This window comes from Pelotomaculum propionicicum (genome assembly GCF_004369225.1).
Taxonomy (GTDB): Bacteria; Bacillota; Desulfotomaculia; order Desulfotomaculales; family Pelotomaculaceae; genus Pelotomaculum_B; species Pelotomaculum_B propionicicum.
In genome coordinates this window covers 26,719-50,650 of sequence record NZ_QFFZ01000001.1, presented here as the reverse complement: position 1 = coordinate 50,650, position 23,932 = coordinate 26,719, and the positions used below count along the sequence as shown (strand labels likewise).

The window sequence follows — 23,932 nt, the reverse complement described above, 5'->3', positions numbered from 1 at the left end:
CAGTGAATAAGAATAAGAATGTCTCGAGAGCAGGGCCGAATGAATTCGGCCCTTTGTGTAAAACCAGCAAGTGCTGTTAGAATGGGATGAACGCCTTGGCTATAACCTTTAGGTCGGCCCTTAGACAGGCCGTGCTGCAATTCAAAGAAGCGGGCAGCGATTCGCCGGACCTGGATGCCGCAGTGCTGCTGTGCCATGTAACCGGCCTTGACCGGGCGGGAGTATATGCCAATAGTAACCGGCGGCTGTCAGAAGAGGAAGAAGTCTTATTTCGCGAGCTCACCCGCAGGCGGCGCGGTGGTGAACCGGTAGCTTATATAACAGGCCGCAAGGAATTTATGGGGCTCGATTTTATGGTTAATCGCGCCGTTTTGATCCCCCGGCCCGAGACCGAACTGCTGGTAGAAACAGCGCTGAAACTTATGCCTGCCGCCAGTACAGTGGTAGACGTAGGGACAGGCAGCGGGGCTATCGCTGTCAGCCTGGCTTTTTATAACCCCGGAGCGTTGGTATACGCCATAGACTGCTCCCCGGAAGCACTGGCAGCTGCCCGGCGCAATGCCGCTGAAAATGGCGTTGCCGGCAGGGTGTTTTTTTATGAAGGCAGCCTGCTGGACCCGCTGTCCGGTGTGCTGCAGCCAGGCCAGGCAGACCTGGTCGCCGCCAACCTGCCTTATATTGCCACGGGTGACCTTTCAGCGCTGCCCGGGGAGGTCAGACTGTTTGAGCCTTTGCTGGCCCTGGACGGGGGCGGTGACGGGCTGGAACATTACCGCCGCCTGATTCCGCAAGCTGAAATATACCTCAAAAAGGGAGGAGCGCTCCTCTTTGAAATTGGCTTTAACCAGGGGCGGCAGGCGCTGGATTTATTACACCCAAGTCAATGGAAAGCGTCTGTTGTGAAGGACCTGGCGGGGTTGGACAGGCTGGTGGTGGCTGAATATCTGGGATGTGGGCCGGGGTAAAAAGACCTGGATGGAATGCCTGGATCCCACGTCCCACGTCCCAATAGGCCGGTTGAAAACAGTAAAATTTGGGATTATAATTTAAAAGCGTTTATTATGGAAGTTTTACGGTTAGATGAGGTGGCAGTGTATGACTGAAAGCAGTATAGCCACCCTGCACATTAAAGTTGACCCGGTTCATCCTGAGCGGAAAGCTATTGAAGAAGCGGCGCTGATTTTACGCAGGGGAGGTTTGGTGGCGTTTCCCACTGAAACGGTGTATGGTTTGGGAGCAAACGCCCTGGACGGGCGGGCGGTGGCCAGGATTTTCGAGGCCAAGGGGCGTCCGTCGGACAATCCCATAATTGTACATGTGGCAGTCCGCGAGCAAGTCAGCGAGCTGACAGGGAGCTTTCCTGCCGCCGCGAAGCTGTTGATGGACGCTTTTTGGCCGGGTCCCCTTACGCTGGTCCTCCCTGTCGCTAAAAAAGTGCCGGGTGAGGTTACTGCCGGGCTCAGTACAGTTGCGGTGCGCATGCCTGATCACCCGGTTGCGCTCGCGTTAATAAGGACCGCGGGGGTACCCGTGGCTGCTCCCAGCGCCAACATCTCGGGGCGGCCAAGCCCTACTTCGGCTGAACACGTCATGCATGATTTAAACGGCAGAATTGAAGCTGTTCTTGACGGCGGCCCCGCCGGCGTCGGAGTTGAATCAACAGTGCTTGATCTGACTGCACAGGCGCCTGTGGTTTTAAGGCCGGGGGGAATAACCCCGGAGGATCTCAGAGAAGTTTTGGGTAAGGTCGATGTCGACCCGGCTGCGGCAGCCGGCTTTAATAAGGATGACAAGCCTCTTTCGCCCGGGATGAAATATATCCATTATGCTCCTCTGGCGCCGCTGCGGCTGGTGTTGGGCAAGCCGGAAGCTGTGGCGTCAAAAATTAAAGAACTAGCCTGCCAGGAAAAAGCCAGAGGCAGGAAAGTCGGAATCCTGACTTTTTCCGATAGTGATGACTTTGCCCGCTGCGGCGAGGTTGTCGTCGCCGGGTGCAGGGAAAAGCCGGAAACAGTCGCGGCTGTCCTGTATTCAGCCCTGCGCCGTTTTAATGATCTTGGGGTGGATATTATTTTTGCCGAAGGGCTTGCTGAGCACGGTGTGGGTCTGGCGGTAATGAACCGCCTCAAAAAGGCTGCCGGCGGCCACATTATAAATGTCTGACGGCCCAATAAATGAAACGAGAGAACTCTGGCGAAAATAGATATAAACTCCGGGCGGGAGGCAGGTATGAGTTTTGCGGCCTTAATAATTCTAGCTGCGGCGCTGGGTACGGACGCCTTCTCCCTTTGTGTGGGAATCGGGCTGGCCGGGGTAACCCGGCGGCAGATGTTGATTATCAGTGTTACCGTGCTGGTTTTTCACATTTTCATGCCGCTGGCGGGCTGGTTTGCAGGTGAGTTCGCAGGCAGCAAACTCGGCAGGGCGGCGTCTGTGATCGGGGCTTTGCTCCTGGTTTACCTGGGCGCCAGAATGATCTGGGCTACCATGCGGGGCGGCAGGGATACAGAGATAAAGACGGTTAACTTCACCACCTGGGGGTTGGTGCTGCTGGGAACCAGTGTCAGCATGGATGCTCTGAGCGTCGGTTTTACCCTGGGCGCCCGCCAGGTAAACCTTTTGCTCACCGCGGGAACAATAGGCATAGTGGCCGGGGCGATGACCGCCAGCGGGCTTATTTTGGGCCGCTTCGTAGGAAGTTGGGTAGGTGGGCGGGCTCAGCTTCTGGGCGGCGCGATCCTTGTCGGCATCGGCGCCAAGCTGATCTTTTAAAGAAACAAATTGACAGGATTGACAGGATTAAAAAGGATTAACAGGATTTTTAAACAAGAGTAAAAGTTATTAAAAAGCCTAAGTGTTATAATGAATAAAAATAGAACCCAAGATTGGTATTTCAGGGATTTTTGCAGTTTTTTAGAAAATAAAAAATTAATGGTTTTTAAATTATTAATCCTGTAAATCCGTAGAATCCTGTGAATCCTGTCAAAATGTTTTAGGCGGTGATCTAGCATGAAAATACTCTTTGTTTGTACCGGGAACACTTGTCGCAGCAGTATGGCCGAGGCACTGGCAAAAAAGCTTTTGCGGGACAGGGCCGGAAATAACAGTAATGTGCAATTTTTTTCTGCCGGAATTGCGGCATTCCCGGAAGAACCAGCCTCACGGGAGGCGGTGCGGGCAATGTCCGAAATGGGTATAAACCTTAAACACCACCGGGCAACCAAGCTCAGCCAGTGTCAGTCGTTGGAGGCTGATTTGATTCTTACCATGACCAGAGGCCACCTTGAACACGTTAAAAACATCTTTCCCCAGTTTGCTGCAAAGGTTTTTACCCTGGCTGAATACGCCGGTTCCACCGGTGATGTGCCGGACCCGATTGGACAGCCGCTGGCAGGATACCGCCGCTGTGCCCGCAGGTTGGAAGAGTTGATTACCGGCGTGCTGGACAGGCTTTTGCAAAAAACAAATGAAAAAGATTAATCAAGGGGCTTTAAGAGGAAAATCCCACTTTGTTGTAGAACCTTGGTATTAAATCCTGTCTATACACTTTATTCTGGCGAAAGAAGGGTTTGTCAATTATATGAAGATTGCTTTAGGCTGTGACCACGGGGGATACCGTTTAAAAGAAGAGATAGCCGCGCATCTGAAGGACTCCGGCATAGAATATAGTGATTTTGGAACTTTTTCAGAAGATCCAGTGGATTATCCCGATCTGGCCTTGAAAATTGCCGAGGCTGTGCAAAAAGGTGATTTTGACCGGGGCGTGCTGTGCTGCGGCACAGGTATAGGAGTAGCGATTACAGCCAATAAGGTGCCCGGCATCAGGGCCGCCCAGTGTCATGATACTTTTTCCGCCAGGGCGTCCAGGGAGCATAATGACGCCAACATACTGACCATGGGCGGGCGTGTTATTGGCCCCGGCCTGGCCAGGGATATTATTGATGTTTGGCTTGAGTCAGAGTTTACAGGCGGGCGGCACGCCCGCCGTGTAGATAAAATAAGTTCTATAGAGAAAAAATATTCATGTTGCAGCCGGCAGTAAATGCCGGCCATGGGGAGGATTTTTTATGAGTCTATTACGCCCTCTTTCCGAAGCAGATCCCGAGATAGCTCGTGCTATTGAGCTGGAAACCCAGCGACAGCGGCGCACGCTGGAACTTATCGCATCTGAGAATGTGGCCAGCTGCGCGGTTATGGAGGCGCAGAGCTCAGTTTTGACCAACAAATACGCTGAAGGATACCCCGGCCGCCGCTATTACGGGGGCTGCGAGTTTGTTGACATAGCTGAGAATTTAGCTATTTCCCGGGCCAAAGAACTATTCGGGGCCGATTACGCCAATGTACAGCCTCATTCGGGCGCTCAGGCCAACACATCAGTGTATTTTGCACTCCTGAAACCCGGTGACACAATACTTGGGATGGACCTTGCCCACGGTGGGCACCTCACCCACGGCAGCCCGATCAACATTTCAGGAGCGTATTTTAAAATAGCTTTTTACGGGGTGGAACAGGAAACAGGCTTGATCAATTACGAGAATGTCTTTGGCGCGGCTATGAAGGCCAAACCTAAATTAATCATGGCTGGGGCAAGCGCCTACCCGCGGAAAATAGATTTTTACAAGATGAAAGAAATAGCAGAAGAAGTGGGAGCTTATTTGGTTGTCGACATGGCGCACATAGCCGGGCTGGTGGCGGCGGGCCTGCATATGAGTCCGGTGCCGCATGCTGACGTGGTGACCACCACCACTCATAAAACCCTGCGCGGGCCGAGGGGCGGCCTGATTTTAAGTAAATACGGCGATAAGTACGGCGTAAAAATTAACAGGGCGGTGTTCCCGGGCATTCAGGGCGGGCCGTTAATGCATATCATCGCCGCCAAGGCTGTGGCGCTGAAAGAAGCATTGGAGCCAGGTTTTAAAGAATACCAGCAAAGGGTTGTGAGCAACGCCAAGGCACTGGCCGCCGCCCTGTTGGAACGGGGCTTTGACCTGGTGTCGGGCGGTACCGATAACCACATGATCCTGGTTGATTTAAGAAGTAAAAACATCACAGGCAAAGAGGTGCAGGAGCTTTTTGACAAGGTAGGCGTGACTGTAAATAAAAATGCCATACCGTACGACCCCCAACCGCCAAACATTGCCAGCGGTATTCGTATCGGTACCCCGGCGGTAACCACCCGCGGTTTGCAGGAAGAAGACATGCGCCAAATTGCCGAAATAATGGACTACGCCATAGACAACCGCGACAGCCGCGCAAAGGTCGCCAAGGCGCAGGCGCAGGTAGCCGCCCTTTGCGAAAAATACCCTCTGTATTGAGAAGTGGGAAGTGGGACGTGAGATGTGGGATCCAGGCATTCCATCCAGGTCTTTTCATCCCCGCGAAAGTTTCTGATATCTGACAGATGCTGTTGCGACTGAAATCGTAGATGCGAATTTATTGCGCACAGGTGTTTTCCCAAGGTAGTCTGCATTCTATAACGACGAATCCGTTTTTATAAGGTGTGACATGGAGCATAAAAAACAGGCAAGCGATCAAAACAACTGCAATATTGAAGAAGGTCACTTAATCGACGGGAAAGTAATACCCCAAAATCCCACGTCCCACAGCTCACGGCCTACATCCCAGTGTCCCACGTCCAACGGCCCACGGCCCACATCCCAGAGTCCCACAGCCCGTCCGGACTGGGACCAGTATTTTATGAATATAGCCAACGTGGTTGCCACCCGTTCAACCTGCCTGCGCAGGCAGGTTGGGTCTATCGTCGTTATGGACAAGCGTATCCTTGCCAGCGGCTACAACGGCGCGCCGGCGGGGTTGAAGCACTGCCTGGAAATAGGGTGCCTGCGGGAAAAGCAGGGGGTGCCCTCCGGCCAGCGCCATGAGCTCTGCCGGGGCCTGCACGCTGAACAAAACGCTATAATTCAGGCGGCGGTTCACGGTATTGCCATCAAGGGAGCGGTTTATTACGTTACTCACCAGCCTTGTGTTTTATGCGCCAAGATTCTGATAAACGCCGGTATTAAAAAAATTGTTTTTCAGGGCGAATACCCCGACCCGATGTCCCTGGCCCTGTTTGAAGAAGCCGGCGTAGAGCTGGTGCGCTTCCAGTAAAACAAATTGACAGGATTAACAGGATTATTAGGATTAACAGGATTACCGTAAACATGGATGAAAAACCTTTAACAGAAAAAATTATAAGATGTGCATTTAATGTGCATAATGAGTTGGGGTTTGGATTTCTTGAAAAAGTTTATGAAAATGCTCTAAGAGTAGAATTGCTTCAAGAGAACCTGGAGGTAAAACAGCAAGTCCCTGTAAAAGTTCGCTATAAAGGAAAGATTATTGGTAATTATTGTGCGGACTTGCTGGTAGAAAATAAGGTTTTGGTGGAACTAAAAGCTGTCGAAACACTTGTGAAAGAACATGAAGTTCAACTTGTAAATTACCTTAAAGCGACAGGATATGATATAGGATTACTTATAAACTTTGGCCCATCAGTACAAGTAAAGAGAAAAATGCGGGATTATATTAATGAAAAATAAGATAATCCTGTAAATCCTTATTTAAAATCCTGTAAATCCTGTCAATATGTTTTAAGAATGTTTTGAAGATTTCAGACTGTTAACATTTCTGGCAAGATTAGTATGACATGTAATATAGATTAAACAGGAGATGTCCTTTTTGCTTAAAGTATTGGCTGTTTTTGGGACCAGGCCGGAGGCGATCAAGATGGCGCCTTTGGTTAAAGAGCTTGAAAAGCACCCCGCTGAAATAAACTGCAAGGTGGCGGTTACCGCCCAGCACAGGGAAATGCTGGACCAGGTTCTTTCCTTGTTTGAAATAAGCCCTGCCTACGACCTTGACATAATGAGGCATGGCCAGAACCTTTTTGATATAACCAGCAGGGCGCTGGCCGGCCTGGAGAAAGTACTGACCAGGGAAAAACCTGATTTGGTGCTGGTGCACGGGGATACCACCACTACTTTTGTGGCGGCTCTGGCCTCCTTTTACCTGCAAATTCCGGTAGGGCACGTGGAAGCCGGCTTGCGTACAAGGAATAAGTTTTCACCATTCCCGGAAGAGGCTAACCGGCACCTGACAGGGGTGCTGGCCGACCTGAACTTTGCGCCTACGGCCACCGCCAGGCAAAACCTGCTGGAAGAAGGGGTGCCGCCGGAAAAAATTTTTGTTACCGGGAATACTGTTATTGATGCCCTCCTGGCAACAGTCAGGCCGGGGTACCGTTTTAATGATGAGATGCTTGACGGTATTGATTACGACAGCCGCAGGGTTCTCCTGGTAACCACCCACCGCAGGGAAAATTTGGGCGAGCCGATGCGTGATATTTACCGTGCCCTGCGGGAGGTGGTGGAATGCTACCCTGATGTGGAAGTAGTGTTCCCCGTTCACAAAAACCCTGCTGTGCGCAATGTGGTGGAAGAAGAACTGGCTGGCCTGGCCAGGGTGCACATGGTTGAACCAATGGATTACCAGCCGTTTGCAAACCTTATTGACCGCAGTTACCTGGTGCTCAGCGATTCCGGCGGGATTCAGGAAGAAGCGCCATCCCGGGGCAAACCGGTGCTTGTACTGCGCAATACCACCGAGCGCCCCGAGGCGGTTGAAGCCGGCACGGTACGGCTGGTGGGCACCGACAGGCTGAAGGTGGCCGGTGAAACCAGGAGACTGCTGGACAACAAGGATTTTTACAATAAAATGGCCAACGCCGTCAACCCTTATGGTGACGGCCGCGCCTCGACAAGAATCGTGCAGGCGATCAAGTTTCATTTCGGTATCTCTGCTGCAAGACCCGATGAATTTTGCCCCTGATTTCTAATTTCTATATTCGATAAAAATTTTTTAATTACCAAAATAAATTTTATCTAACGGTTGGAGGAATAAGAGTATTTTTGTAGAATCAATAAAACGAGAGTATTATTTAGGTGGCTTTATCCTGAAGGATACCGATTGGGATGCCTGACAAAAAAGATAGAGAAAAAGAAACTAAGGAACCTGGCCGGTTTGGCGCCTTCCAGGCACTTGCCCTGACCACCACCATCGGTATGGAGTTGGCAATTACAGTGGTGCTTGGTTATTACGGCGGCAAATACCTGGATATGAAGTATGCCACAAGTCCATGGTTTCTGCTGACTGGTGTGCTGGTAGGGCTTGCCGTCGGCGTCGCGGGTGTCTTCAAAACGCTTCAGGGGTTCTTTGAGAGGGAGTAGGGTAAGTGCGAGATTGGGATTTTGACGGCCAGTTAGTTAAGACATTAAAAATATCTGGTGTTGTTTTGCTATTCCTTTGCTTCGCCGTTTTTTATCAGCCAGGCAACCCTGTTGTTTGGGGTTTTTTGGTGGGAGTTGCGACCGGCATGTGGAATGCTTTTTTTCTTGGCAAAAGAATGCGCGCCATAGTTCAAATGGTAGTGCCCAGGGCCTATTCCCACATGAAGGCTGGGTTTGCCTTGCGGCTTTCCATTATTTTCGCGGTAATGTTTTTTGTGGCAAGGACTAATTGGATAAATATTTTTGCAACGGGAGCAGGGCTTTTTATTGTACCCGTTGTTTTTACTATTGGGGCTGTGAGTATGGCTATGGGTTCGTCAGCCCGTAAGCCCGAGAAGGCCGACTCTTAAGAATAAAAATTTAAAACAGAAAGGGGTGAGAAAAGAAATATGTTGAGCTTGCATGAAGTAGAACAGCAGCTGAATTTTTGGGGCTGGCCGGCCAACGGTTCCTGGGAATTGTATCTGGGCAATACCCACTTGACTTTTAACCCCAAAACCCTGATCATGACCTGGATTACCATGTTCTTAGTTATCCTTTTCGGGATAGCGGCGACCCGCGGTATGAGCCTGCGCAAGCCAAAAGGGGCTCAAAACATTCTTGAGATGATCTACGAGTTCATCAGGGGACTGGTCAATGACAATATGGATCCCAAAAAAGGCGCGGCGCTGATGAGTATTGTCGTTACTTATTTTATATTCATTTTGTTTTCCAACCTCATCGGCCTGGTCCCTACTTTAAGTTCGCCCACCGCCGACTATAACACAACCATGGGCCTTGCCCTTTGCACCTTCGTTATCATATACATCTTCGGGATCAGGTACAAAGGCTTGGGTTATTTCAAGCACTACATCCAACCATTTATACCGTTCCTCCCAATTGTGATCATTGAAGACTTTGCCAAGCCAATTACGCTGACCTTCCGTCTTTACGGCAACATCTACGGCGGAGAGGTTTTGATTGCGGTGTTGCTTGGCCTGCTGGGAGGATGGGCGCACGTTTTCGGCGGGTTTATTGCTTCCGTGGTATGGCTGGCTTTCAGTATCTTTGTAGGGTTCATCCAGGCTTTTATCTTTACTATGCTCAGTATCGCTTATGTCGGGCAGGCTGTGGCCGACCATCACTAAAAATGACAAATTAATAAGTTTCACAGGGTAGAGGTTTGTTGGGGAAAGTTTAAAGTCTGGCATGATTAAATTTTACTTTGAAAGGAGGGGAAATGAATGGAAGTAGGAGCCGGTGCTGCTCTAGGTGCAGCTCTTGCGGTGGGTCTTGCGGCTCTGGGCGCAGGTATCGGTGACGGTCTGGTCACTGGTAACGCTGTTCAGGGTATTGCTCGTCAGCCGGAGGCAAGGGGTAACATTATGACCCTTATGTTCATCTCCGTAGGTTTGATCGAGGCGCTCCCCATTATTGCTGTCGTTATCGCCTTCATGCTCTTTGGTAAAGTCGGTGCTCACTAGAATTTATTTATGCATTATGGCAAAAAAGGCGTAGTTTTTAATAGTCGTCAGTTGTCGGGCGGTTTTTTGCCCGGCATTGGAATTCGGTTTTGCCGAATTCCTTCTCTATCCGACGTTTGATGCCCGGTGAACGTCCAGTTAAAAAGAGAATTTATTTTTGATCAGGTTGCTGATAACGGTATCCGGGCGGCTGGCGACTATTATGGCTAAGCCTTCCTTTTGTCCACAAGCGATGGAAGGAGGGAAATTTTAGTGGGGTTGGAGTTTAACGCAACACTGCTGGCGCAGATAGTTGACTTTATAATTTTATTGGTTTTCCTGCGTTTGGTGGTTTATAAGCCTTTGGTAAAAGTACTGGGTGACCGTTCTGAGCATATTGCCGGCAATATCGCTGCGGCTGAACAAGAAAGGCAGGAGGCTGAACAGCTGAAGGCCGGATATGAGGCTGAGATGCGCCGCGCCCGTGAACAGACCCAGGAAATCATCCAGAAAGCCACCAAGGCGGGTGAAGACCAGGCCTTGGAGATTATTGAAAACGCCAAGAACGAGGCGGGAAGGATCAAAGACGCTGCCCTGGCTGAAATAGAGCGCGAAAAACAAAAAGCTGTTGCAGAACTGCGTGAACAGGTTGCAACTCTTTCTGTACTGGTTGCCGGTAAGATTATTAACAAGAATATGACCAACCAGATCCAGCGCAGCATGATTGATAACTTCATTAAAGAGGCAGGGGAGTTGCAATGAGAGGTCCTGTAGCGGGGCGTTATGCGGCAGCATTGTATGATATTGCCTCAGAAGAAAAAGTTTTGCCGAAATATAAAAGCATGGTGGACAGGGTAGAAATTGAACTTAAAGCGGTCAGTGAGATTATTAAGGGAAACTCTGACTTGCAAAAGTTGCTCTACCACCCCCAGATTACCCCTGCAGCTAAAAAGGAGTTACTTGACCGGTTATTTAAAGGTAAAATTTCAGTTATTACGAATAACTTTCTTGCCTTGCTGGTAGACCGCCGGAGGGAAACGTATTTTGAAAGCATAGTTGAAGAGTATGTTTCGCTGGCCAATGCCGGGCGGAATATTGTGGCGTCCAGTGTATCCTCGGCGGTTGAGCTGAGTGATAAGGAAAAGGGTGAGCTCAACCGGATTTTAACGAAGCTGACCGGCCAAAAAGTAAAAACCGTTTACGCCGTTGACCCGTCTCTTATTGGCGGGATCGTCGTGCGTATTGGGGATAAAATTATTGACGGCAGCATCAAAACCAGATTGGCTACCCTGAAAGAGCGCCTTAAGGCAACAAGTTAACTAGATAGGGGTGAAACCAGTAGATGAATTTGCGACCTGAAGAAATCAGCTCGATTATCCGGCAGCAGATAGATAAGTATCAGGCACAGATCGAGATGACGGACGTTGGTACCGTTATCCAGGTCGGCGACGGTATCGCCCGTGTGTACGGCCTGATGGAATGCATGTCAATGGAACTGCTGGAATTTCCCGGCGGCGTGCTAGGAATGGCGCTAAACCTGGAAGAGGATAACATCGGCTGCGTTATTCTCGGACCTTATAAGCACATTAAAGAGGGTGACACCGTTAAGCGTACCGGCCGGATCGTGTCCGTGCCCGTGGGCAACCCTCTGATCGGCCGCGTGGTTAACCCCCTCGGCCAGCCGCTGGACGGCAAAGGTCCGATCAACAGCGACAAGTTTAACCCGGTGGAAAAAATCGCCCCCGGCGTTATCTACCGCAAGTCGGTGCACCAGCCTCTGCAAACGGGAATCAAAGCTATCGACTCGATGATTCCTATCGGCCGGGGCCAGCGGGAACTTATTCTTGGCGACCGCCAAACCGGTAAAACCGCCATCGCGGTTGACGCCATCATCAACCAAAAGGGCGGGGATGTCATCTGCATTTACGTCGCCGTAGGACAGAAACAGTCCACCGTGGCCAACGTGGTGCAGAAGCTGACTGAAACCGGCGCGATGGACTATTCCATCGTCGTGTCCGCCACCGCTTCCGACCCGGCGCCGCTGCTATACATCGCTCCCTTCGCCGGGGCCGCCATGGGCGAAGCGTTCATGGCCGAAGGCAAGCATGTGCTGATTATTTATGACGACCTGTCCAAGCAGGCCGCGGCCTACCGCGAACTTTCCCTGCTGCTGCGCCGTCCTCCCGGACGCGAAGCTTATCCGGGCGACGTGTTCAACCTGCACAGCCGGCTTTTAGAGCGCGCCTGCAAGCTCTCAGACGACCTGGGCGCCGGTTCCATGACCGCGCTGCCCATTATCGAAACTCAGGCCGGTGACGTTTCGGCCTATATTCCGACCAACGTTATCTCCATTACTGACGGCCAGATCTTCCTGGAGCCCGACCTCTTCTACGCCGGTGTCCGCCCCGCGGTCAACGTGGGTATCTCGGTTTCCCGGGTGGGAGGCAACGCCCAGGTGAAGGCTATGAAAGCCATTGCCGGCCGTCTGCGTATGGACCTGGCCCAGTACCGCGAACTGGCGGCCTTCGCCCAGTTTGGCTCCGACCTGGATAAAGCGACCCAGGCCAAGCTGACCCGCGGCGAGCGCATGGTGGAACTTCTGAAGCAGGGTCAGTATGTGCCCATGCCGGTAGAAGAACAGATCATGAGCATTTTTGCCGCCGCCAACGGCTACCTGGACGATATGCCGGTAGAAGTTGTCCAGCCTTTTGAAACTGAGTTCCTGAAGTTTATGAAGGCTAACAAGCCGAATATCGGTGAGACCATACGCTCTACCGGCCAATTAAAAGACGTTGAAAAAGAGCTGCAGGCGGCAGTCGAGGAATTCAAAGCCAGCTTCAAGACAGCGCGCGGCCTGTAAGTTCAGAAGTCAGTCGTCAGACGTCGGAATTGAAGGAATTCGCAAAGCGAATTCCATCAAAAATCCAACGGCCAACGACTAACGACCAACTACCAAATTGACATCCACTTTAAAGGTGGTGAAAATATTATATGGCAAGTTTGCGAGATCTCCGGCGCCGCATTAAAGCTACCAAAAACATGCAGCAGATTACCAAGGCCATGAAGGCTGTTTCAGCGGCCAAAATGCGCAAGGCGCAGGATTCGGTAACTGCGGCCCGCCCCTATTCCAAGCGGATCAAGAGTGTGCTGGGCCGGGTGGCTGTGGCCTCCGGCGGGGTTAACCACCCGCTGTTGGCGGTGCGCGAGCCGAAAAAAACCGCTTTTATTGTTATCACGGCTGACCGGGGATTGTGCGGCGGTTTCAACAGCAACGTGATCCGGCGGGCTACCCAGGAAATGAAAGGGGCCAATGCCTCATTAGACCTGGTAACAATTGGCCGTAAAGGCCGCGACTTTTTCCGCCGCCGCGGTTATAGTATAGCCAAGGAATATGTCGGGCTGGGCGAGGATGTTAAGTACAGCACGGCCAGGGACATCGGCTCTTATGTGATTGAAAAATACTCGTCGGAAGAATACGACGAGGTGTATCTCATTTACAGCCAGTTCATTAACGTGCTGGTACAAAAGCCGGTTATGGTCAAGATACTGCCGGCCGAACCGCCTACCGAAGAAGGCGCGGGCGCAAATGGAGACGGCGAAAACAAAAAGGTGCCTTATATCTTTGAGCCCTCAGCTGAAGCGGTATTGACCGAACTGCTGCCGAAATATATTGAGAACGCCATTTACCAGGGACTTCTGGAGACCAAAGCCGGTTTCTACAGTGCTCAAATGACGGCCATGGAAAATGCGACAAAGAACGCCTCGGATATGATCGACAAGCTGACCCTGACCATGAACAGGGCCCGCCAGGCTCAGATTACCAAGGAAATTTCCGAGATCGTCGGCGGCGCTGCGGCCTTGGAGTAAAAACGCAGCTAGCACAGGATTAACAAGATTTTGACGAAAATATTTTTTCAATCCTGTGAAATCGTTTTTCAACTTTAAGTTGAAGCGAAGGAGGTAAGAGAAGCGAATGAACGTTGGTCAAGTTGTGCAGGTTATCGGCGTCGTGGTGGACATCCGTTTTCCACCCGGCCAGGTGCCTGACATTTATAACGCTCTGCAAATCACAAGCGACAAAGAAGACATGTTTGGCCGGAAGTTCAACCTTACCCTGGAAGTTGCCCAGCACCTGGGCAATAACACCGTCCGCGCGGTAGCCATGAGCGCCACCGACGGCCTGGTCCGCGGTATGGACGTGGTCGACACCGGCGCTCCTATTTCCGTGCCGGTGGGCAAAGTCTCTTTGGGACGTCTTGTGGACGTGCTGGGTGAGCCTATTGACGGTAAAGGCCCCATCGTCAGCGACAAGAAATATCCCATTCACCGCACGCCTCCTCCCCTGGTGGAGCAGGCTCTTAAGACTGAGCAGCTGGAAACCGGCATTAAGGTTATCGACCTGCTGGTTCCCTTCCTCAAGGGCGGCAAGATTGGTTTGTTCGGCGGCGCCGGCGTGGGCAAGACCGTTATTGTTATGGAGCTAATCAATAACATCGCCAAGCAGCACGGCGGTATCTCAGTGTTCGCCGGTGTGGGCGAGCGTACCCGTGAAGGGAACGACCTCTACAATGAAATGACCGAGTCCGGCGTTCTGGACAAGGTTACCATGGTGTTCGGCCAGATGAACGAGCCGCCTGGCGTGCGTCTCCGCGTGGCCCTGACCGGTCTGTGCATGGCCGAGTACTTCCGTGATGAAGAGGGCGCCGACACCCTGCTGTTCATCGACAACATTTTCCGTTTTACCCAGGCTGGTTCAGAGGTTTCCGCGCTGCTGGGCCGCATGCCCTCCGCCGTGGGTTACCAGCCGACCCTGGCCACCGAGATGGGCCAGATGCAGGAGCGGATTACTTCCACTCAGAAAGGTTCGGTTACCTCGGTGCAGGCCGTTTACGTGCCTGCTGACGACCTGACCGACCCCGCCCCGGCCACCACGTTCGCTCACCTGGACGGCACCGTGGTTCTGTCCCGCCAGATCGTTGAATTGGGCATTTACCCGGCGGTGGACCCCCTGGACTCCACTTCAAGGATTCTGGACCCGCTGGTAGTCGGCAATGACCACTACACGGTGGCCCGCGGCGTTCAAAAGGTGCTCCAGCGCTATAAGGAACTGCAGGACATTATCGCCATTCTTGGTATGGAAGAACTTTCCGACGACGACAAGCTTGTCGTGGCGCGCGCCCGCAGGCTGCAGAAATTCCTGTCGCAGCCGTTCCACGTGGCTGAGGCCTTTACCGGACAGTCCGGAAAGTTCGTGTCCATTAAAGACACGGTCCGCGGCTTCCAGGAAATCTTGGACGGCAAGCACGACGACCTGCCGGAAGACGCTTTCTACATGGTAGGAGGCATTGAAGAAGCAGTAGAAAAAGGCAAGAGTTTATTAGCCGTATAATAGAGGGGAGTGCGCACTATGTCGGAAAACAAACAGCGACTGGAAATCGTAACTCCTCAGAGAAAAGTTTTCAGCGAGGAAGTAGATTTTTTAGTAGCGCCCGGCGCCGAAGGCGAATTGGGAATACTCCCTAATCACGCCGCGCTTATCACATCCCTTAACATCGGCATCATGAGGATTGAGCAGGACGGCAAGAAGTTTAAGGTTTTTGTGAGCGGCGGTTTCATGGAGGTCCGGAACAGCAGGGTTACCGTTCTCGCCACTGCAGCCGAGCGGACCGAGGAAATCGATGTGGCCCGCGCCGAGGCTGCCAGGAAACGTGCTGAGGACAGGATCGCCGCCAAGGCTCCCGACCTGGACTTAATACGTGCGGAACTGGCCTTGCAGCGTGCTTTAATGCGCTTAAAGGCTGCCAGTGAAAAATAGGTTTGAACACCTGCAGATGTTATTGATTTCATAACATAACCGGACTTTTGTTCCGGTTTTTTCTTTTGCCTGAATAACCAGGCAGTTGAGACAAGGGGACGGTTCGCTTGTCTCATTCATCATCTTGTCCCATTCCAGATCAGAGATACAATGTCTAAGGAATGGGGACACACCCTTTCAGGGAATGTCCCCGATTTAATGAGCTCCGCTTTGATTGTATTTGCCAGGTGATAAATGGTAAAAATATGATCATGAATGTTTTTATAACGGAGGAAATCATGCTCAAAAAAGAGTTGATAAAAAGGCTGCAGTCCAGAAAGAAGGCACTGTGGGTTGCTGTGGGGATGCTAATAGCTGTTTCATTTTCTGTGTTGGCTTTTTCTCCCGCGTGTAAGGAATTCTTCAGCTCATACAGAGAAGAAGCTGTTCTGCTCAAGATAATTAAATCTTCCGGGGCAGAGTTGAAATCTATAAACATTACCGGCTGGGTAAGGGTGGATGATAAAACAGCCGGCGCTTTTGAGCCGGAAACACTGGCCGGTATGGTTGCCGCCCGGCTTAATGTGTCCGAAACGGGAAGAAAAGCGGCAGGATGGCAGAATCAGTTTGCCAGGGGGGCCAAAGTAGAAGGTCTTGTCAAGGGAGAACATACGGTTTCTGTAATGGGGCAGGTTATGGAACCCCGGCAGGGGGAAACGGTTTCTCATATTATGGTTGTTTTTGACGGAAAAACAAGCAGGACAGCCGGCAATTATAAAAGTAGGATCAGCTCAGTCCTGGACGGTTATGGTGACAGCCGTGTCGCTTTAACCTGTGCAGGGACCATTAATAACGAGCTGAACAAAGACGAACTGCTGGAAACCGCTGAAAGGATAATGACGCAGGCAGGCGCCGCGGTTCATGAAAAAACTATCAAAGACAACCTGGTGAGTTTGACTGGTTTCAGCCCGAAGTTCGCAGAAGATATAACTTATGCCGGAAAAGAAATAAACCTGAATGTCGCCCTGCGCTGCGACCCGGTAGAGCATGTAACCTATGTTTACGCGGCATCCCCGGTCATTTACACGGAATATTAAACAAGCTGTTTCTGAAAGGTAATATTTACCTTGACCAGATAGTATATATTAGTAACTATAGAAGACAGGAGTCAGAATTCAGAATAAAATAATTGAATTAATTAAACAAATTGACAGGATTTACAGGATTAAAAGGATTTACAAGATTTCAAAAAATATATATAAAGACTTTTTATAATTATTTCTTTATCCATTAACACCAATTAAACATTGTCAAGTTAAAATTTTGCAAGTTTAATTTTAAATGAAATGTTTAAAATCCTGTTAATCTTCTAAAATCCGGTAAATCCTGTCAGATTGTTTTATCTTTTCACTAAGCCAACGGTATAGTCATTATTTTTTATTCTGACTCCTGACTTCTGAATTCTGTATTCTGTTTACGGGGTGAAAAAATATGCGCAGGCTGGCTACGGGTACTTTACTGTTTGCACTTGCCCTGATCTTGGGCCTTCCCTTTTTATTAAGCAGACAGATACCCGCGAGGTTTTTTCCAGGGGTGACTATCGTGCGGGTGTTTGTTCATAACGAGAACAAGATCAAAACAATGCAGCTGGAAGATTACCTGGTGGGGGTTGTAGCCGCTGAAATGCCCGCTGAATTTCCGCTTGACGCGCTAAAGGCACAGGCTGTAGCAGCCAGGACCTATATTGTCAAACGTATGGGCAGCGGCGGCGCGGCTGTGGCCAATCCGCTTCACCCGGGCGCCGACGTGTGCGATGACCCGCGCCACGGCCAGGCCTGGCTGTCGAGGGAAGATTTGAAAAATCGCTGGGGGACGCTCCGCTATTATGACTATTATTACAAAGTAAAAAAAGCTGTGGATGAGACCAAGGGGCAGGTACTGGTTTACCAGGGAGAGTATATAGACCCGGCCTACCACGCCTCTTGCGGCGGCAGGACTGAAAACTCGGAGGACGTGTGGAAATATAAGGTCCCTTACCTGCGCAGCGTCCCCTGCCCGTATGACGCCGACCCCAACCCGGTGCAAACCGCCTCTTTCAGCCTGGAGCAGGTGGACCTGGCCCTGGGCACAAAGCTGTCGGCTGTCCCCGTCAGCGGCACGGAGAATAATGCGAAGACTTTCAAAGTAATTGAAAAGACCAGTACAGGACGTCCGAAGCTCCTTCTGATCGGCGACCGCCAGTTCTCCGCCGTGACAGTCAGGGATCTGCTGGGACTTCGCTCAACCAGTTTCACCTGGAAAGCCGAAGGGGATTTTGTCTACTTTACCACCACCGGATACGGCCACGGGGTAGGCCTCTGCCAGTACGGGGCCAAAGGCCTGGCGGAACACGGGTACGATTACCGCACCATCCTGGGCCATTATTACAGCGGGGCGGAAATAACGGATACCAGAAATTAAAAATTTGAAACCGTTTTATGGTTAAGAATACTTTCGGAAAGTCCTACCGTTTGTCATTGCGAGCGTTAAGCGAAGCAATCTCCGGCTCTTATTCCCGCTTTATACTGTGAGATCGCCACGTCGCTTTCGCTCCTCGCGATGGCAGAACGGTCTTTGCAAAACGACTTTCCGGAGTTACTCGGTTAACTGTCCGCCCTTAAGTGAGGCGGTTTTCTTCTTTTAGTAAAGCTTGCCGCCGGCAGTACCGCCGCCAGGGACATCAGCGTCAGCGCCAGGATCACCGGGACAAGGTACTCGGGCCCCAGGTTTTTCACAGCGACCTGCCTGAGCCCTTCAGCCATCCAGGTGAAAGGCAGAAAGCGGGCAAAGGCGTTGATAAAGGCCGGGATATGGGTCTGGGGCCAGGTATAGCCGGAAATCATCAGGAAGGGGACCGACAGCAGCATAATGTACCTGGTTGCCTGCAGAGAGTCCGCCGCCTGCAGCGAAATGTAAAAACCGGCGCAGGTAATCACAATGTTGTAGAGCAATCCCAGCAGCAATATCAATAAAACAGAGCCTTCGATTCTCACGTGTACAAAGACGGCTATAAACCAGATCAGCAGGCCGTAATTAAAAATGCCGGTCAAAAAATAGGGCAGGGACTTACCGAGGAATATTTTCCACGCCGGCGCGGGAGCACACAGGAACTGCAGCCAGCTGTTGTTTTCTTTTTCCCTGGTCACGGTAAGGCTGGCGCTGAGCAGGCAGATCTGGTGGATAATCAGCATAATTAAACCGAAAAGCATAAAATTGGCATAGCTGAAGGTTGGATTATACCATACATCCGTATTGGAGGATACGCTGTCAAGGATGTTTGTGATTTCCTTTTTTGCTAAGCCCAGGCCGGCCATGTAAGCGGCGGCGTGTTCGGCGCTGAACTGGTTGACGGTTTCCATGGTGTACTTGCGGATGTTGTAGCCCCAGATAAGATTGGAGCTGTCATAAACGACTAAAACCTCCGCCCCGCTGTGCAGGGCGGTTTCTTTTTCAAAATTCTCAGGGATCACCACCCCGGCCCGGACGGCGCTTTTTTTCATGCCCTCCTCCAGCAGGGGGTAGGTGTTTATTTCTTCGACTATTTGAAAGCGCGGGTTGTTGGCAAAGCACTTGATCACTTCCCGGCTGAGCACAGAATCATCCAGGTCCACAACCGCCAGAGGGATGCCGGTCAGGATTCCGGCCGTGTAGACGGCGCCGCACAGGGACGCGTAAAAAACCGGTACAAAGAATATGAGCAGGAGGAGTATTTTATCTTTAAAAATATGGACCATTTCATAATAACTTATGTATAATACCTGTTTCATACCGCGCACCTCCCTTTTGCTTGTCGAATACTTTCGGAAAGTCCTACTGTTTGTCATTGCGAGCGTTAAGCGAAGCAATCTCCGGCTCTTACCCCCGCTTTATACTGTGAGATCGCCACGTCGCTTTCGCTCCTCGCGATGACAGAACGGTCTTTGCAAACCGACTTTCCGAAATTACTCCTTGTCATTATTTCTATGCAGGTGTCTGGCTTTATCCGAACAATATTGTGCGACTAAAGCCGCACCTACATCTTCTCAAGTCTCTCTACTCACATGGTTGCAACCTGCTTGCAAATGTGGTAGGTTCGGGTTTATCCGAACGATTTTAATCTAATTCGCGCCTATGTTCTTCTGGCAACAATGATCGCTGCCGTCCCGTAGCAGACAGCCGCGATAATCAGGAACGCCAGGAAAAACTGGGACATGAAGGCCCAGCCGGGGTCCTTGAAGGTTAAAAAGTTCAGACCCTGGAAGTACCAGGTCTGCGGCAGTATTTGGGCGATAAACCGCAGATAGGGCGGCATCGCTTCCAGCGGCCAGGAATAACCGGAAAGAAGAAAGGAGGGCAGCGCTATGATCATGCCGAACCTGGTGGCGTTCACAGCTTCCCTGGCCAGGCTGGAGGCCAGTGTGCCGACGCTGTGCAGCGCAATGACAAAGGCCAGGTTGAACAGAAGGAATACAGCGAAGCCGCAGCGCAGGGGCAGCTTGCATACCACAAAAGCAAGGAAGAAAACCGGCAGGGCGATGACCATGAATGTTATGATCTGGGCGGCAGATTTGCTGAAAAACAGCCTGAGTCTGGACAGCCCCAGTGCTTTAATCTGATACCAGCTGCGGGCGCCTGTCTCCCCGGTAATGTTCATACAGGCGGCCAGGGTGCAGCACTGCTGCCAGACATTCAGGGCCAGGGCCAGCACCACAAAATAAGCATAGTTTAAGGTGGGGTTAAACCAGGCCTCCTCGCGAAATTCAACCGGCTGGTAGGCCGCCCTGGCCTGGGTGGGCTGGATGCCGCGGGCAACCAGGACTTTAACGCCGGTTTGGGCGCTGAGCGTGCGGGTAACTGACAGCATGGCGCTGGTAGTGTTGGTAGCGTAGATCATGTTGCTGCCGTCCACAATCATTTCCACCCGCGCCTGGCGGGAGAGGGACACTTCTTTTCCGTAATCCTCCGGTATGACTACACCAGCAATCACTTCGCCTTTTTTTATTAATTCCTCGAGTTCGTCATAGCTGCCGGGATATGCGGTTATCTTTAAATTTTCAGCGGCCTGGATGTTTTTGATCAACTCCTGGCCGGCCCGGGAATGGTCCAGGTCCACAATGGCCGCCGGGATATTTTTTAAAACCTGGGGGCTGTATGTGGCATAAAAGATAAGCAGGCCAAGCAGGGGGCCAGCCAGCAGGATATAGCGCAGGCTTTTGTCCCGCCACATGAAAAAAAATTCACGCCTGGCAATGGCCAGGCACTGTCTAAGCATTTTCCCCACCACTTTGCTGTTCAATCGACAGAAGTTGGCTTTCCCACTGTTCTTGTGCCTCCTGAGGCGTATAAAAAGTAAGCGAGCCTTTTTCCAGCCAGCCCACCCTGCTTGTCGCCGCGCAGAACTCGATGCGGCTGAAGCCCCAGACGCAGGCGCCGCCGGATGTGACAAACCTGTTCAGCTCTTTTAAAATCAGGCGCTGTGCATAAGGATCGATATCATTGATCAAGTCGTCGGCGATTAAAAGCCTGGGCTCGTTCAAAAGCGCGCAGGCCATGGACAGGCGCTGGTAAACCCCGGCGTTGAGCCTGCCCGCCGGCTCTCCCAGATAATCCGTAAGTTCAAAACGCTTGACCAGATCAGGTATGCTGTCCAGTCCGGTATTTTTCAGCACTGCGATAAACTCGAGGTTTTCATACACCTTCAGGTCCCTGAAAAGGCTTCTTTCCTGCGTCACCAATCCCAGCTGCTTCTTGAAAGCCTCGCTTTTCCTGATGTCACAGCCAAGTATCTCCACACTCCCGGACTTAAACCGGTCAATACCGGACAGGATATGCAGCAGGGCTGTTTTACCCGCTCCCCTGGCACCGAACAGGCCAAGGCATTCACCGCTATACAACTCAAGGGACAGGCCGTCCAGTACTTTTTGTTTGCCGATAGTTTGTTTTAAATCTATGACTTTAATTAAAGGGGTCACCTGGCGCCAACCTCTCCTTCAATGGTGAATGAATTCGCCATACTATTCAATTATCCTTACCCGCGCGGTCATCCCCGTTTTCAGGAGCAGTTCCTGGTTGGGCACATCTATTTTGACCTCAAAACTTCTTAGATCATGGTCGTACTGTTCATTTACCGCTTTGCGCACCGCAAAATCACCGGCGTTATTGATCCAGACCACATTTCCGTGCAATACCCTGCCTGGAAAAGAATCCACAGTTATTTCCACATCCTGGCCCAGCTGGACTCTGCCAATCTTTTTCTCGCTGATAAAAACCTTTACATAAGTATGGAGCAGGTCGGATATTTCAAATACCGGCGTGCCAGCGTTGACCATTTCCCCCTGCTCCAGGTTTTTCTGGGTGATAAAGCCGGAAATGGGCGCCAGTAAACGGGTATTGTCCAAGTATGCCTGGGCTTCCTGCACGGCGCCGCCGGCCTGGTTGCTCTGCCCTGTGGCTGCCTCGTACTGGGCCTGGGCTAAATCTACTTTCAGACGCGCTGACAGGGCCTGTTCAAGTGCTGCCTGCGCCTCTTTCCGAACATTCTCGGCCAACTCGTAGTTGTTTTTAGCGTCATTATATGACTTGTCAGAGGTGGCGCCGCTTTTATAAAGGTTTTCCAACCTTTCGTATGAGTCACGCGCGTTTTTTACCCCAACCTCGGCCTGTGCCACCTTGGCTTGGGCCTGCTCTATGGCTGCTTCAATTTGCCGGCTGGTCAGCGGGACCGACTCACCGGCCTGGCGGGCCTGGGCCCTGGCCGCCTCATAGGCGCCGCTGGCCTGGCTGAGTTTGGCGTCCAGCTCGCGGGTTTCCAGGCAGGCCAGTTCCTGTCCCTGCTCAACCCTGCTTCCTTCCTCGACAAATATGTTCTGAATTTTTCCGGCAACTTTAAAGGATGCCGTCACTTTCTTAGCCTCAATGGCGCCGGTGGCTGTTAAGCCTTCCTGTTCCCTGACAGACTCTGTCCGGCTTTTATTTAGTGTGAAAAAAATAAGGACGGCAAGGGCAATGATTATAACTAATAAGATTAAGGTTAGGATTTTTTTTGTTCTTATAGCAGTGAGAATGTCCATCTTATTACTCCTCCCTGGTATCCGGCTGAACAGTCCCTTCAAAAAAAACTTGTTCGATAGACGATCTAACCTGTGCGTGGGGAATGCTCCTGGCATAGCTGATGTAGTGCAGCGCGGAAATAATGATCATGCCGAAAAGTGATCTGGTGGTTATTTCCGGGTCAACTTTTTTTAAAGAGCCGTCTTTCACGCCTTCTTCAATAACCGCCTGGATTAACCCGAGGCTGGCCGAAATCATTTTGGCCAGGTCTTCCCTTTGAATGTTTGTCCCGTATAGCTCTTTAAGAAACAAAAAAACAAGGTCTTTTTTATCTTCAATAAAGGCAAGCATGCCTCGAATCAGTTTCTTGATTTTCCCTGCCGCCGTGCCGGCGCCGGATATATCCAGCCGCATTTGTTCCTCTAAAAGATATACTCCTTCCCGGATGATGGCCAGATAAAGTTCCTCTTTGTTCTTAAAGTGATAGTAGATAGTGCCTTTAGCCACCCCCAGCGCCCTGGCTATTTCATCAACCGTGGTCTGGTGATATCCCTTATGCGCAAATATTCCGGCGGCGGTATTAAGGATGTGTTTGTTCTCACCCGCCCCATTCCTGAATGCGGAAGAAAAAGGTGTTAAATTCATACGATCCTCTCTTTTGTACTGACCAGTCAGTTCATTTTTTAAGAATATGCAGTCCCTGGTAAATTGTCAAAAGCCAAATGTGGCCAAATAGGCCAAATATAGCCGGTATTTTTAGTTTTGTCCTTTCAAGATGCGATAAGGTCAAAGTTACAATACCCAAATCTTTGTAAGTTGTGATAAGGAAATACATTCTAGAGTGTTTCTTGTTTCACTAACGAATTTCTCACTTCCCCCCGCATATATATCTAGAGGAAGACACCGCTGTATTAAGGCGAGGATTCAATATTAATTACTGCGCTGCCGTGTTTTGATCAACTTGACCGAAGGAAGGGTTTATTAATCTATTGCCGGCGTCCGACGTCCGACGTCTGAAATGGGAGGTAGAAAAATGCAGGAATACATTCAAAAACGGGTATTGGATATCTGTTCCTATATTCTAGAAACACAGGCCACAGTCAGGCAGGCCGCCCAGGTGTACCAGGTCAGCAAAAGCACTGTCCATAAAGATATGACGGAGCGGCTGCCCTCTTTAAACAAACAGCTGGCCCAGGAGATAAAAGCAATTCTTGAGTACAATAAAGCCGAGCGGCATCTGCGGGGCGGCGAAGCCACCAGGAGGAAATATAAAGATTTGGCGTAAAATACCGGTGGACAACAGGATTTTGACGAAAAAGATAGAATACTACTTTTGCTTG

At 50.9% G+C, this 23,932-nt stretch carries 26 protein-coding genes and 1 pseudogene; 22 read left to right on the top strand and 5 right to left on the bottom strand.

Annotated elements, in window-relative coordinates; genetic code table 11:
- Positions 1-95: 95 nt before the first annotated feature.
- The 21 genes and pseudogenes from prmC to spoIID all read left to right on the top strand — a co-directional run bounded on the left by prmC (position 96) and on the right by spoIID (position 17,984).
- Positions 96-965, top strand: coding sequence for a peptide chain release factor N(5)-glutamine methyltransferase (prmC, locus tag Pmgp_RS00230; protein ID WP_243119661.1), 870 nt, complete (start codon positions 96-98; stop codon positions 963-965).
- Positions 966-1,095: 130 nt separating this feature from the next.
- The gene (locus tag Pmgp_RS00225; RefSeq protein WP_134211958.1) at positions 1,096-2,163 is read left to right on the top strand and encodes an L-threonylcarbamoyladenylate synthase; all 1,068 of its coding nucleotides are present in this window, start codon (positions 1,096-1,098) and stop codon (positions 2,161-2,163) included.
- A 66-nt stretch (positions 2,164-2,229) separates the two neighbouring features.
- Positions 2,230-2,772, top strand: coding sequence for a manganese efflux pump MntP (locus tag Pmgp_RS00220; RefSeq protein ID WP_134211957.1), 543 nt, complete (start codon positions 2,230-2,232; stop codon positions 2,770-2,772).
- 237 nt (positions 2,773-3,009) lie between these two features.
- Positions 3,010-3,480 (top strand): low molecular weight protein arginine phosphatase, encoded by a 471-nt coding sequence (locus Pmgp_RS00215; protein WP_134211956.1) that lies wholly within the window; start codon positions 3,010-3,012, stop codon positions 3,478-3,480.
- A 100-nt stretch (positions 3,481-3,580) separates the two neighbouring features.
- On the top strand, positions 3,581-4,042 hold the full coding sequence (gene rpiB, locus Pmgp_RS00210; protein ID WP_134211955.1) for a ribose 5-phosphate isomerase B: 462 nt from the start codon (positions 3,581-3,583) through the stop codon (positions 4,040-4,042).
- Between the two features lie 25 nt (positions 4,043-4,067).
- Entirely contained in the window at positions 4,068-5,315 is a 1,248-nt protein-coding gene (gene glyA, locus Pmgp_RS00205) for a serine hydroxymethyltransferase (protein WP_134211954.1), read from the top strand.
- A gap of 358 nt (positions 5,316-5,673) precedes the next feature.
- Positions 5,674-6,111 (top strand): annotated as a pseudogene (locus tag Pmgp_RS00200) (deoxycytidylate deaminase); the annotation flags it as partial.
- 53 nt (positions 6,112-6,164) lie between these two features.
- Positions 6,165-6,542, top strand: a complete 378-nt coding sequence (locus Pmgp_RS00195) for a GxxExxY protein (RefSeq protein WP_134211952.1) — start codon at positions 6,165-6,167, stop codon at positions 6,540-6,542.
- A 139-nt stretch (positions 6,543-6,681) separates the two neighbouring features.
- The gene (gene wecB, locus Pmgp_RS00190; protein ID WP_134211951.1) at positions 6,682-7,830 is read left to right on the top strand and encodes a non-hydrolyzing UDP-N-acetylglucosamine 2-epimerase; all 1,149 of its coding nucleotides are present in this window, start codon (positions 6,682-6,684) and stop codon (positions 7,828-7,830) included.
- 143 nt (positions 7,831-7,973) lie between these two features.
- The gene (locus tag Pmgp_RS00185; RefSeq protein WP_134211950.1) at positions 7,974-8,228 is read left to right on the top strand and encodes an AtpZ/AtpI family protein; all 255 of its coding nucleotides are present in this window, start codon (positions 7,974-7,976) and stop codon (positions 8,226-8,228) included.
- Positions 8,229-8,233: 5 nt separating this feature from the next.
- On the top strand, positions 8,234-8,638 hold the full coding sequence (locus Pmgp_RS00180) for an ATP synthase subunit I (protein WP_134211949.1): 405 nt from the start codon (positions 8,234-8,236) through the stop codon (positions 8,636-8,638).
- 39 nt (positions 8,639-8,677) lie between these two features.
- The gene (gene atpB / locus Pmgp_RS00175; RefSeq protein WP_134211948.1) at positions 8,678-9,415 is read left to right on the top strand and encodes a F0F1 ATP synthase subunit A; all 738 of its coding nucleotides are present in this window, start codon (positions 8,678-8,680) and stop codon (positions 9,413-9,415) included.
- Positions 9,416-9,511: 96 nt separating this feature from the next.
- A complete protein-coding gene (gene atpE / locus Pmgp_RS00170; RefSeq protein ID WP_134211947.1) occupies positions 9,512-9,751 on the top strand; it encodes a F0F1 ATP synthase subunit C in 240 nt (79 codons plus the stop codon).
- Between the two features lie 246 nt (positions 9,752-9,997).
- On the top strand, positions 9,998-10,492 hold the full coding sequence (atpF, locus tag Pmgp_RS00165) for a F0F1 ATP synthase subunit B (protein ID WP_134212095.1): 495 nt from the start codon (positions 9,998-10,000) through the stop codon (positions 10,490-10,492).
- Positions 10,489-11,049: a F0F1 ATP synthase subunit delta gene (locus Pmgp_RS00160; protein WP_134211946.1), complete on the top strand. Its 561-nt coding sequence runs from the start codon at positions 10,489-10,491 to the stop codon at positions 11,047-11,049. The genes atpF and Pmgp_RS00160 overlap by 4 nt, the downstream gene beginning before the upstream one ends.
- A gap of 23 nt (positions 11,050-11,072) precedes the next feature.
- Positions 11,073-12,590 (top strand): F0F1 ATP synthase subunit alpha, encoded by a 1,518-nt coding sequence (gene atpA, locus Pmgp_RS00155; RefSeq protein WP_134211945.1) that lies wholly within the window; start codon positions 11,073-11,075, stop codon positions 12,588-12,590.
- Positions 12,591-12,721: 131 nt separating this feature from the next.
- Positions 12,722-13,597 (top strand): ATP synthase F1 subunit gamma, encoded by an 876-nt coding sequence (atpG, locus tag Pmgp_RS00150; RefSeq protein WP_134211944.1) that lies wholly within the window; start codon positions 12,722-12,724, stop codon positions 13,595-13,597.
- Positions 13,598-13,703: 106 nt separating this feature from the next.
- Positions 13,704-15,119: a F0F1 ATP synthase subunit beta gene (atpD, locus tag Pmgp_RS00145; RefSeq protein WP_134211943.1), complete on the top strand. Its 1,416-nt coding sequence runs from the start codon at positions 13,704-13,706 to the stop codon at positions 15,117-15,119.
- Between the two features lie 18 nt (positions 15,120-15,137).
- Positions 15,138-15,545 carry a F0F1 ATP synthase subunit epsilon gene (locus Pmgp_RS00140; protein ID WP_134211942.1) on the top strand — a complete coding sequence of 136 codons (408 nt, stop codon included), beginning with the start codon at positions 15,138-15,140 and terminating at the stop codon, positions 15,543-15,545.
- Positions 15,546-15,823: 278 nt separating this feature from the next.
- A complete protein-coding gene (locus tag Pmgp_RS00135) occupies positions 15,824-16,621 on the top strand; it encodes a YwmB family TATA-box binding protein (protein ID WP_192902695.1) in 798 nt (265 codons plus the stop codon).
- A gap of 394 nt (positions 16,622-17,015) precedes the next feature.
- Entirely contained in the window at positions 17,016-17,984 is a 969-nt protein-coding gene (gene spoIID / locus Pmgp_RS00130; RefSeq protein WP_134211940.1) for a stage II sporulation protein D, read from the top strand.
- A gap of 182 nt (positions 17,985-18,166) precedes the next feature.
- Here the strand turns inward: spoIID and Pmgp_RS00125 are convergent, their stop codons facing one another.
- From Pmgp_RS00125 to Pmgp_RS00105, 5 genes are all read right to left on the bottom strand, one after another.
- Positions 18,167-19,330 carry an ABC transporter permease gene (locus tag Pmgp_RS00125; RefSeq protein ID WP_134211939.1) on the bottom strand — a complete coding sequence of 388 codons (1,164 nt, stop codon included), beginning with the start codon at positions 19,328-19,330 and terminating at the stop codon, positions 18,167-18,169.
- Positions 19,331-19,671: 341 nt separating this feature from the next.
- Positions 19,672-20,814, bottom strand: a complete 1,143-nt coding sequence (locus Pmgp_RS00120; RefSeq protein WP_134212094.1) for an ABC transporter permease — start codon at positions 20,812-20,814, stop codon at positions 19,672-19,674.
- A complete protein-coding gene (locus tag Pmgp_RS00115; RefSeq protein WP_134211938.1) occupies positions 20,807-21,514 on the bottom strand; it encodes an ATP-binding cassette domain-containing protein in 708 nt (235 codons plus the stop codon). Before Pmgp_RS00115 ends, Pmgp_RS00120 begins: the two co-directional genes overlap by 8 nt.
- A gap of 42 nt (positions 21,515-21,556) precedes the next feature.
- Complete coding sequence (locus Pmgp_RS00110; protein ID WP_134211937.1) at positions 21,557-22,612, bottom strand: HlyD family secretion protein; 1,056 nt, start codon at positions 22,610-22,612, stop codon at positions 21,557-21,559.
- A 4-nt stretch (positions 22,613-22,616) separates the two neighbouring features.
- Positions 22,617-23,237 (bottom strand): TetR/AcrR family transcriptional regulator, encoded by a 621-nt coding sequence (locus tag Pmgp_RS00105; RefSeq protein ID WP_134211936.1) that lies wholly within the window; start codon positions 23,235-23,237, stop codon positions 22,617-22,619.
- Between the two features lie 388 nt (positions 23,238-23,625).
- Between Pmgp_RS00105 and spoIIID the strand changes: the two genes are divergently transcribed.
- Positions 23,626-23,877 carry a sporulation transcriptional regulator SpoIIID gene (gene spoIIID / locus Pmgp_RS00100; protein WP_134211935.1) on the top strand — a complete coding sequence of 84 codons (252 nt, stop codon included), beginning with the start codon at positions 23,626-23,628 and terminating at the stop codon, positions 23,875-23,877.
- Positions 23,878-23,932: the final 55 nt, after the last annotated feature.

Coding starts and splice junctions, on each gene's coding strand:
- Pmgp_RS00225 (WP_134211958.1), top strand. CDS start 1,096: ATGACTGAAAGCAGTATAGCCACCCTGCACATTAAAGTTGACCCGGTT.
- Pmgp_RS00220 (WP_134211957.1), top strand. CDS start 2,230: ATGAGTTTTGCGGCCTTAATAATTCTAGCTGCGGCGCTGGGTACGGAC.
- Pmgp_RS00215 (WP_134211956.1), top strand. CDS start 3,010: ATGAAAATACTCTTTGTTTGTACCGGGAACACTTGTCGCAGCAGTATG.
- rpiB (WP_134211955.1), top strand. CDS start 3,581: ATGAAGATTGCTTTAGGCTGTGACCACGGGGGATACCGTTTAAAAGAA.
- glyA (WP_134211954.1), top strand. CDS start 4,068: ATGAGTCTATTACGCCCTCTTTCCGAAGCAGATCCCGAGATAGCTCGT.
- Pmgp_RS00195 (WP_134211952.1), top strand. CDS start 6,165: ATGGATGAAAAACCTTTAACAGAAAAAATTATAAGATGTGCATTTAAT.
- Pmgp_RS00185 (WP_134211950.1), top strand. CDS start 7,974: ATGCCTGACAAAAAAGATAGAGAAAAAGAAACTAAGGAACCTGGCCGG.
- atpB (WP_134211948.1), top strand. CDS start 8,678: ATGTTGAGCTTGCATGAAGTAGAACAGCAGCTGAATTTTTGGGGCTGG.
- atpE (WP_134211947.1), top strand. CDS start 9,512: ATGGAAGTAGGAGCCGGTGCTGCTCTAGGTGCAGCTCTTGCGGTGGGT.
- Pmgp_RS00160 (WP_134211946.1), top strand. CDS start 10,489: ATGAGAGGTCCTGTAGCGGGGCGTTATGCGGCAGCATTGTATGATATT.
- atpA (WP_134211945.1), top strand. CDS start 11,073: ATGAATTTGCGACCTGAAGAAATCAGCTCGATTATCCGGCAGCAGATA.
- atpG (WP_134211944.1), top strand. CDS start 12,722: ATGGCAAGTTTGCGAGATCTCCGGCGCCGCATTAAAGCTACCAAAAAC.
- atpD (WP_134211943.1), top strand. CDS start 13,704: ATGAACGTTGGTCAAGTTGTGCAGGTTATCGGCGTCGTGGTGGACATC.
- Pmgp_RS00140 (WP_134211942.1), top strand. CDS start 15,138: ATGTCGGAAAACAAACAGCGACTGGAAATCGTAACTCCTCAGAGAAAA.
- Pmgp_RS00135 (WP_192902695.1), top strand. CDS start 15,824: ATGCTCAAAAAAGAGTTGATAAAAAGGCTGCAGTCCAGAAAGAAGGCA.
- spoIID (WP_134211940.1), top strand. CDS start 17,016: ATGCGCAGGCTGGCTACGGGTACTTTACTGTTTGCACTTGCCCTGATC.
- Pmgp_RS00125 (WP_134211939.1), bottom strand. CDS start 19,330: ATGAAACAGGTATTATACATAAGTTATTATGAAATGGTCCATATTTTT.
- Pmgp_RS00120 (WP_134212094.1), bottom strand. CDS start 20,814: ATGCTTAGACAGTGCCTGGCCATTGCCAGGCGTGAATTTTTTTTCATG.
- Pmgp_RS00110 (WP_134211937.1), bottom strand. CDS start 22,612: ATGGACATTCTCACTGCTATAAGAACAAAAAAAATCCTAACCTTAATC.
- Pmgp_RS00105 (WP_134211936.1), bottom strand. CDS start 23,237: ATGAATTTAACACCTTTTTCTTCCGCATTCAGGAATGGGGCGGGTGAG.
- spoIIID (WP_134211935.1), top strand. CDS start 23,626: ATGCAGGAATACATTCAAAAACGGGTATTGGATATCTGTTCCTATATT.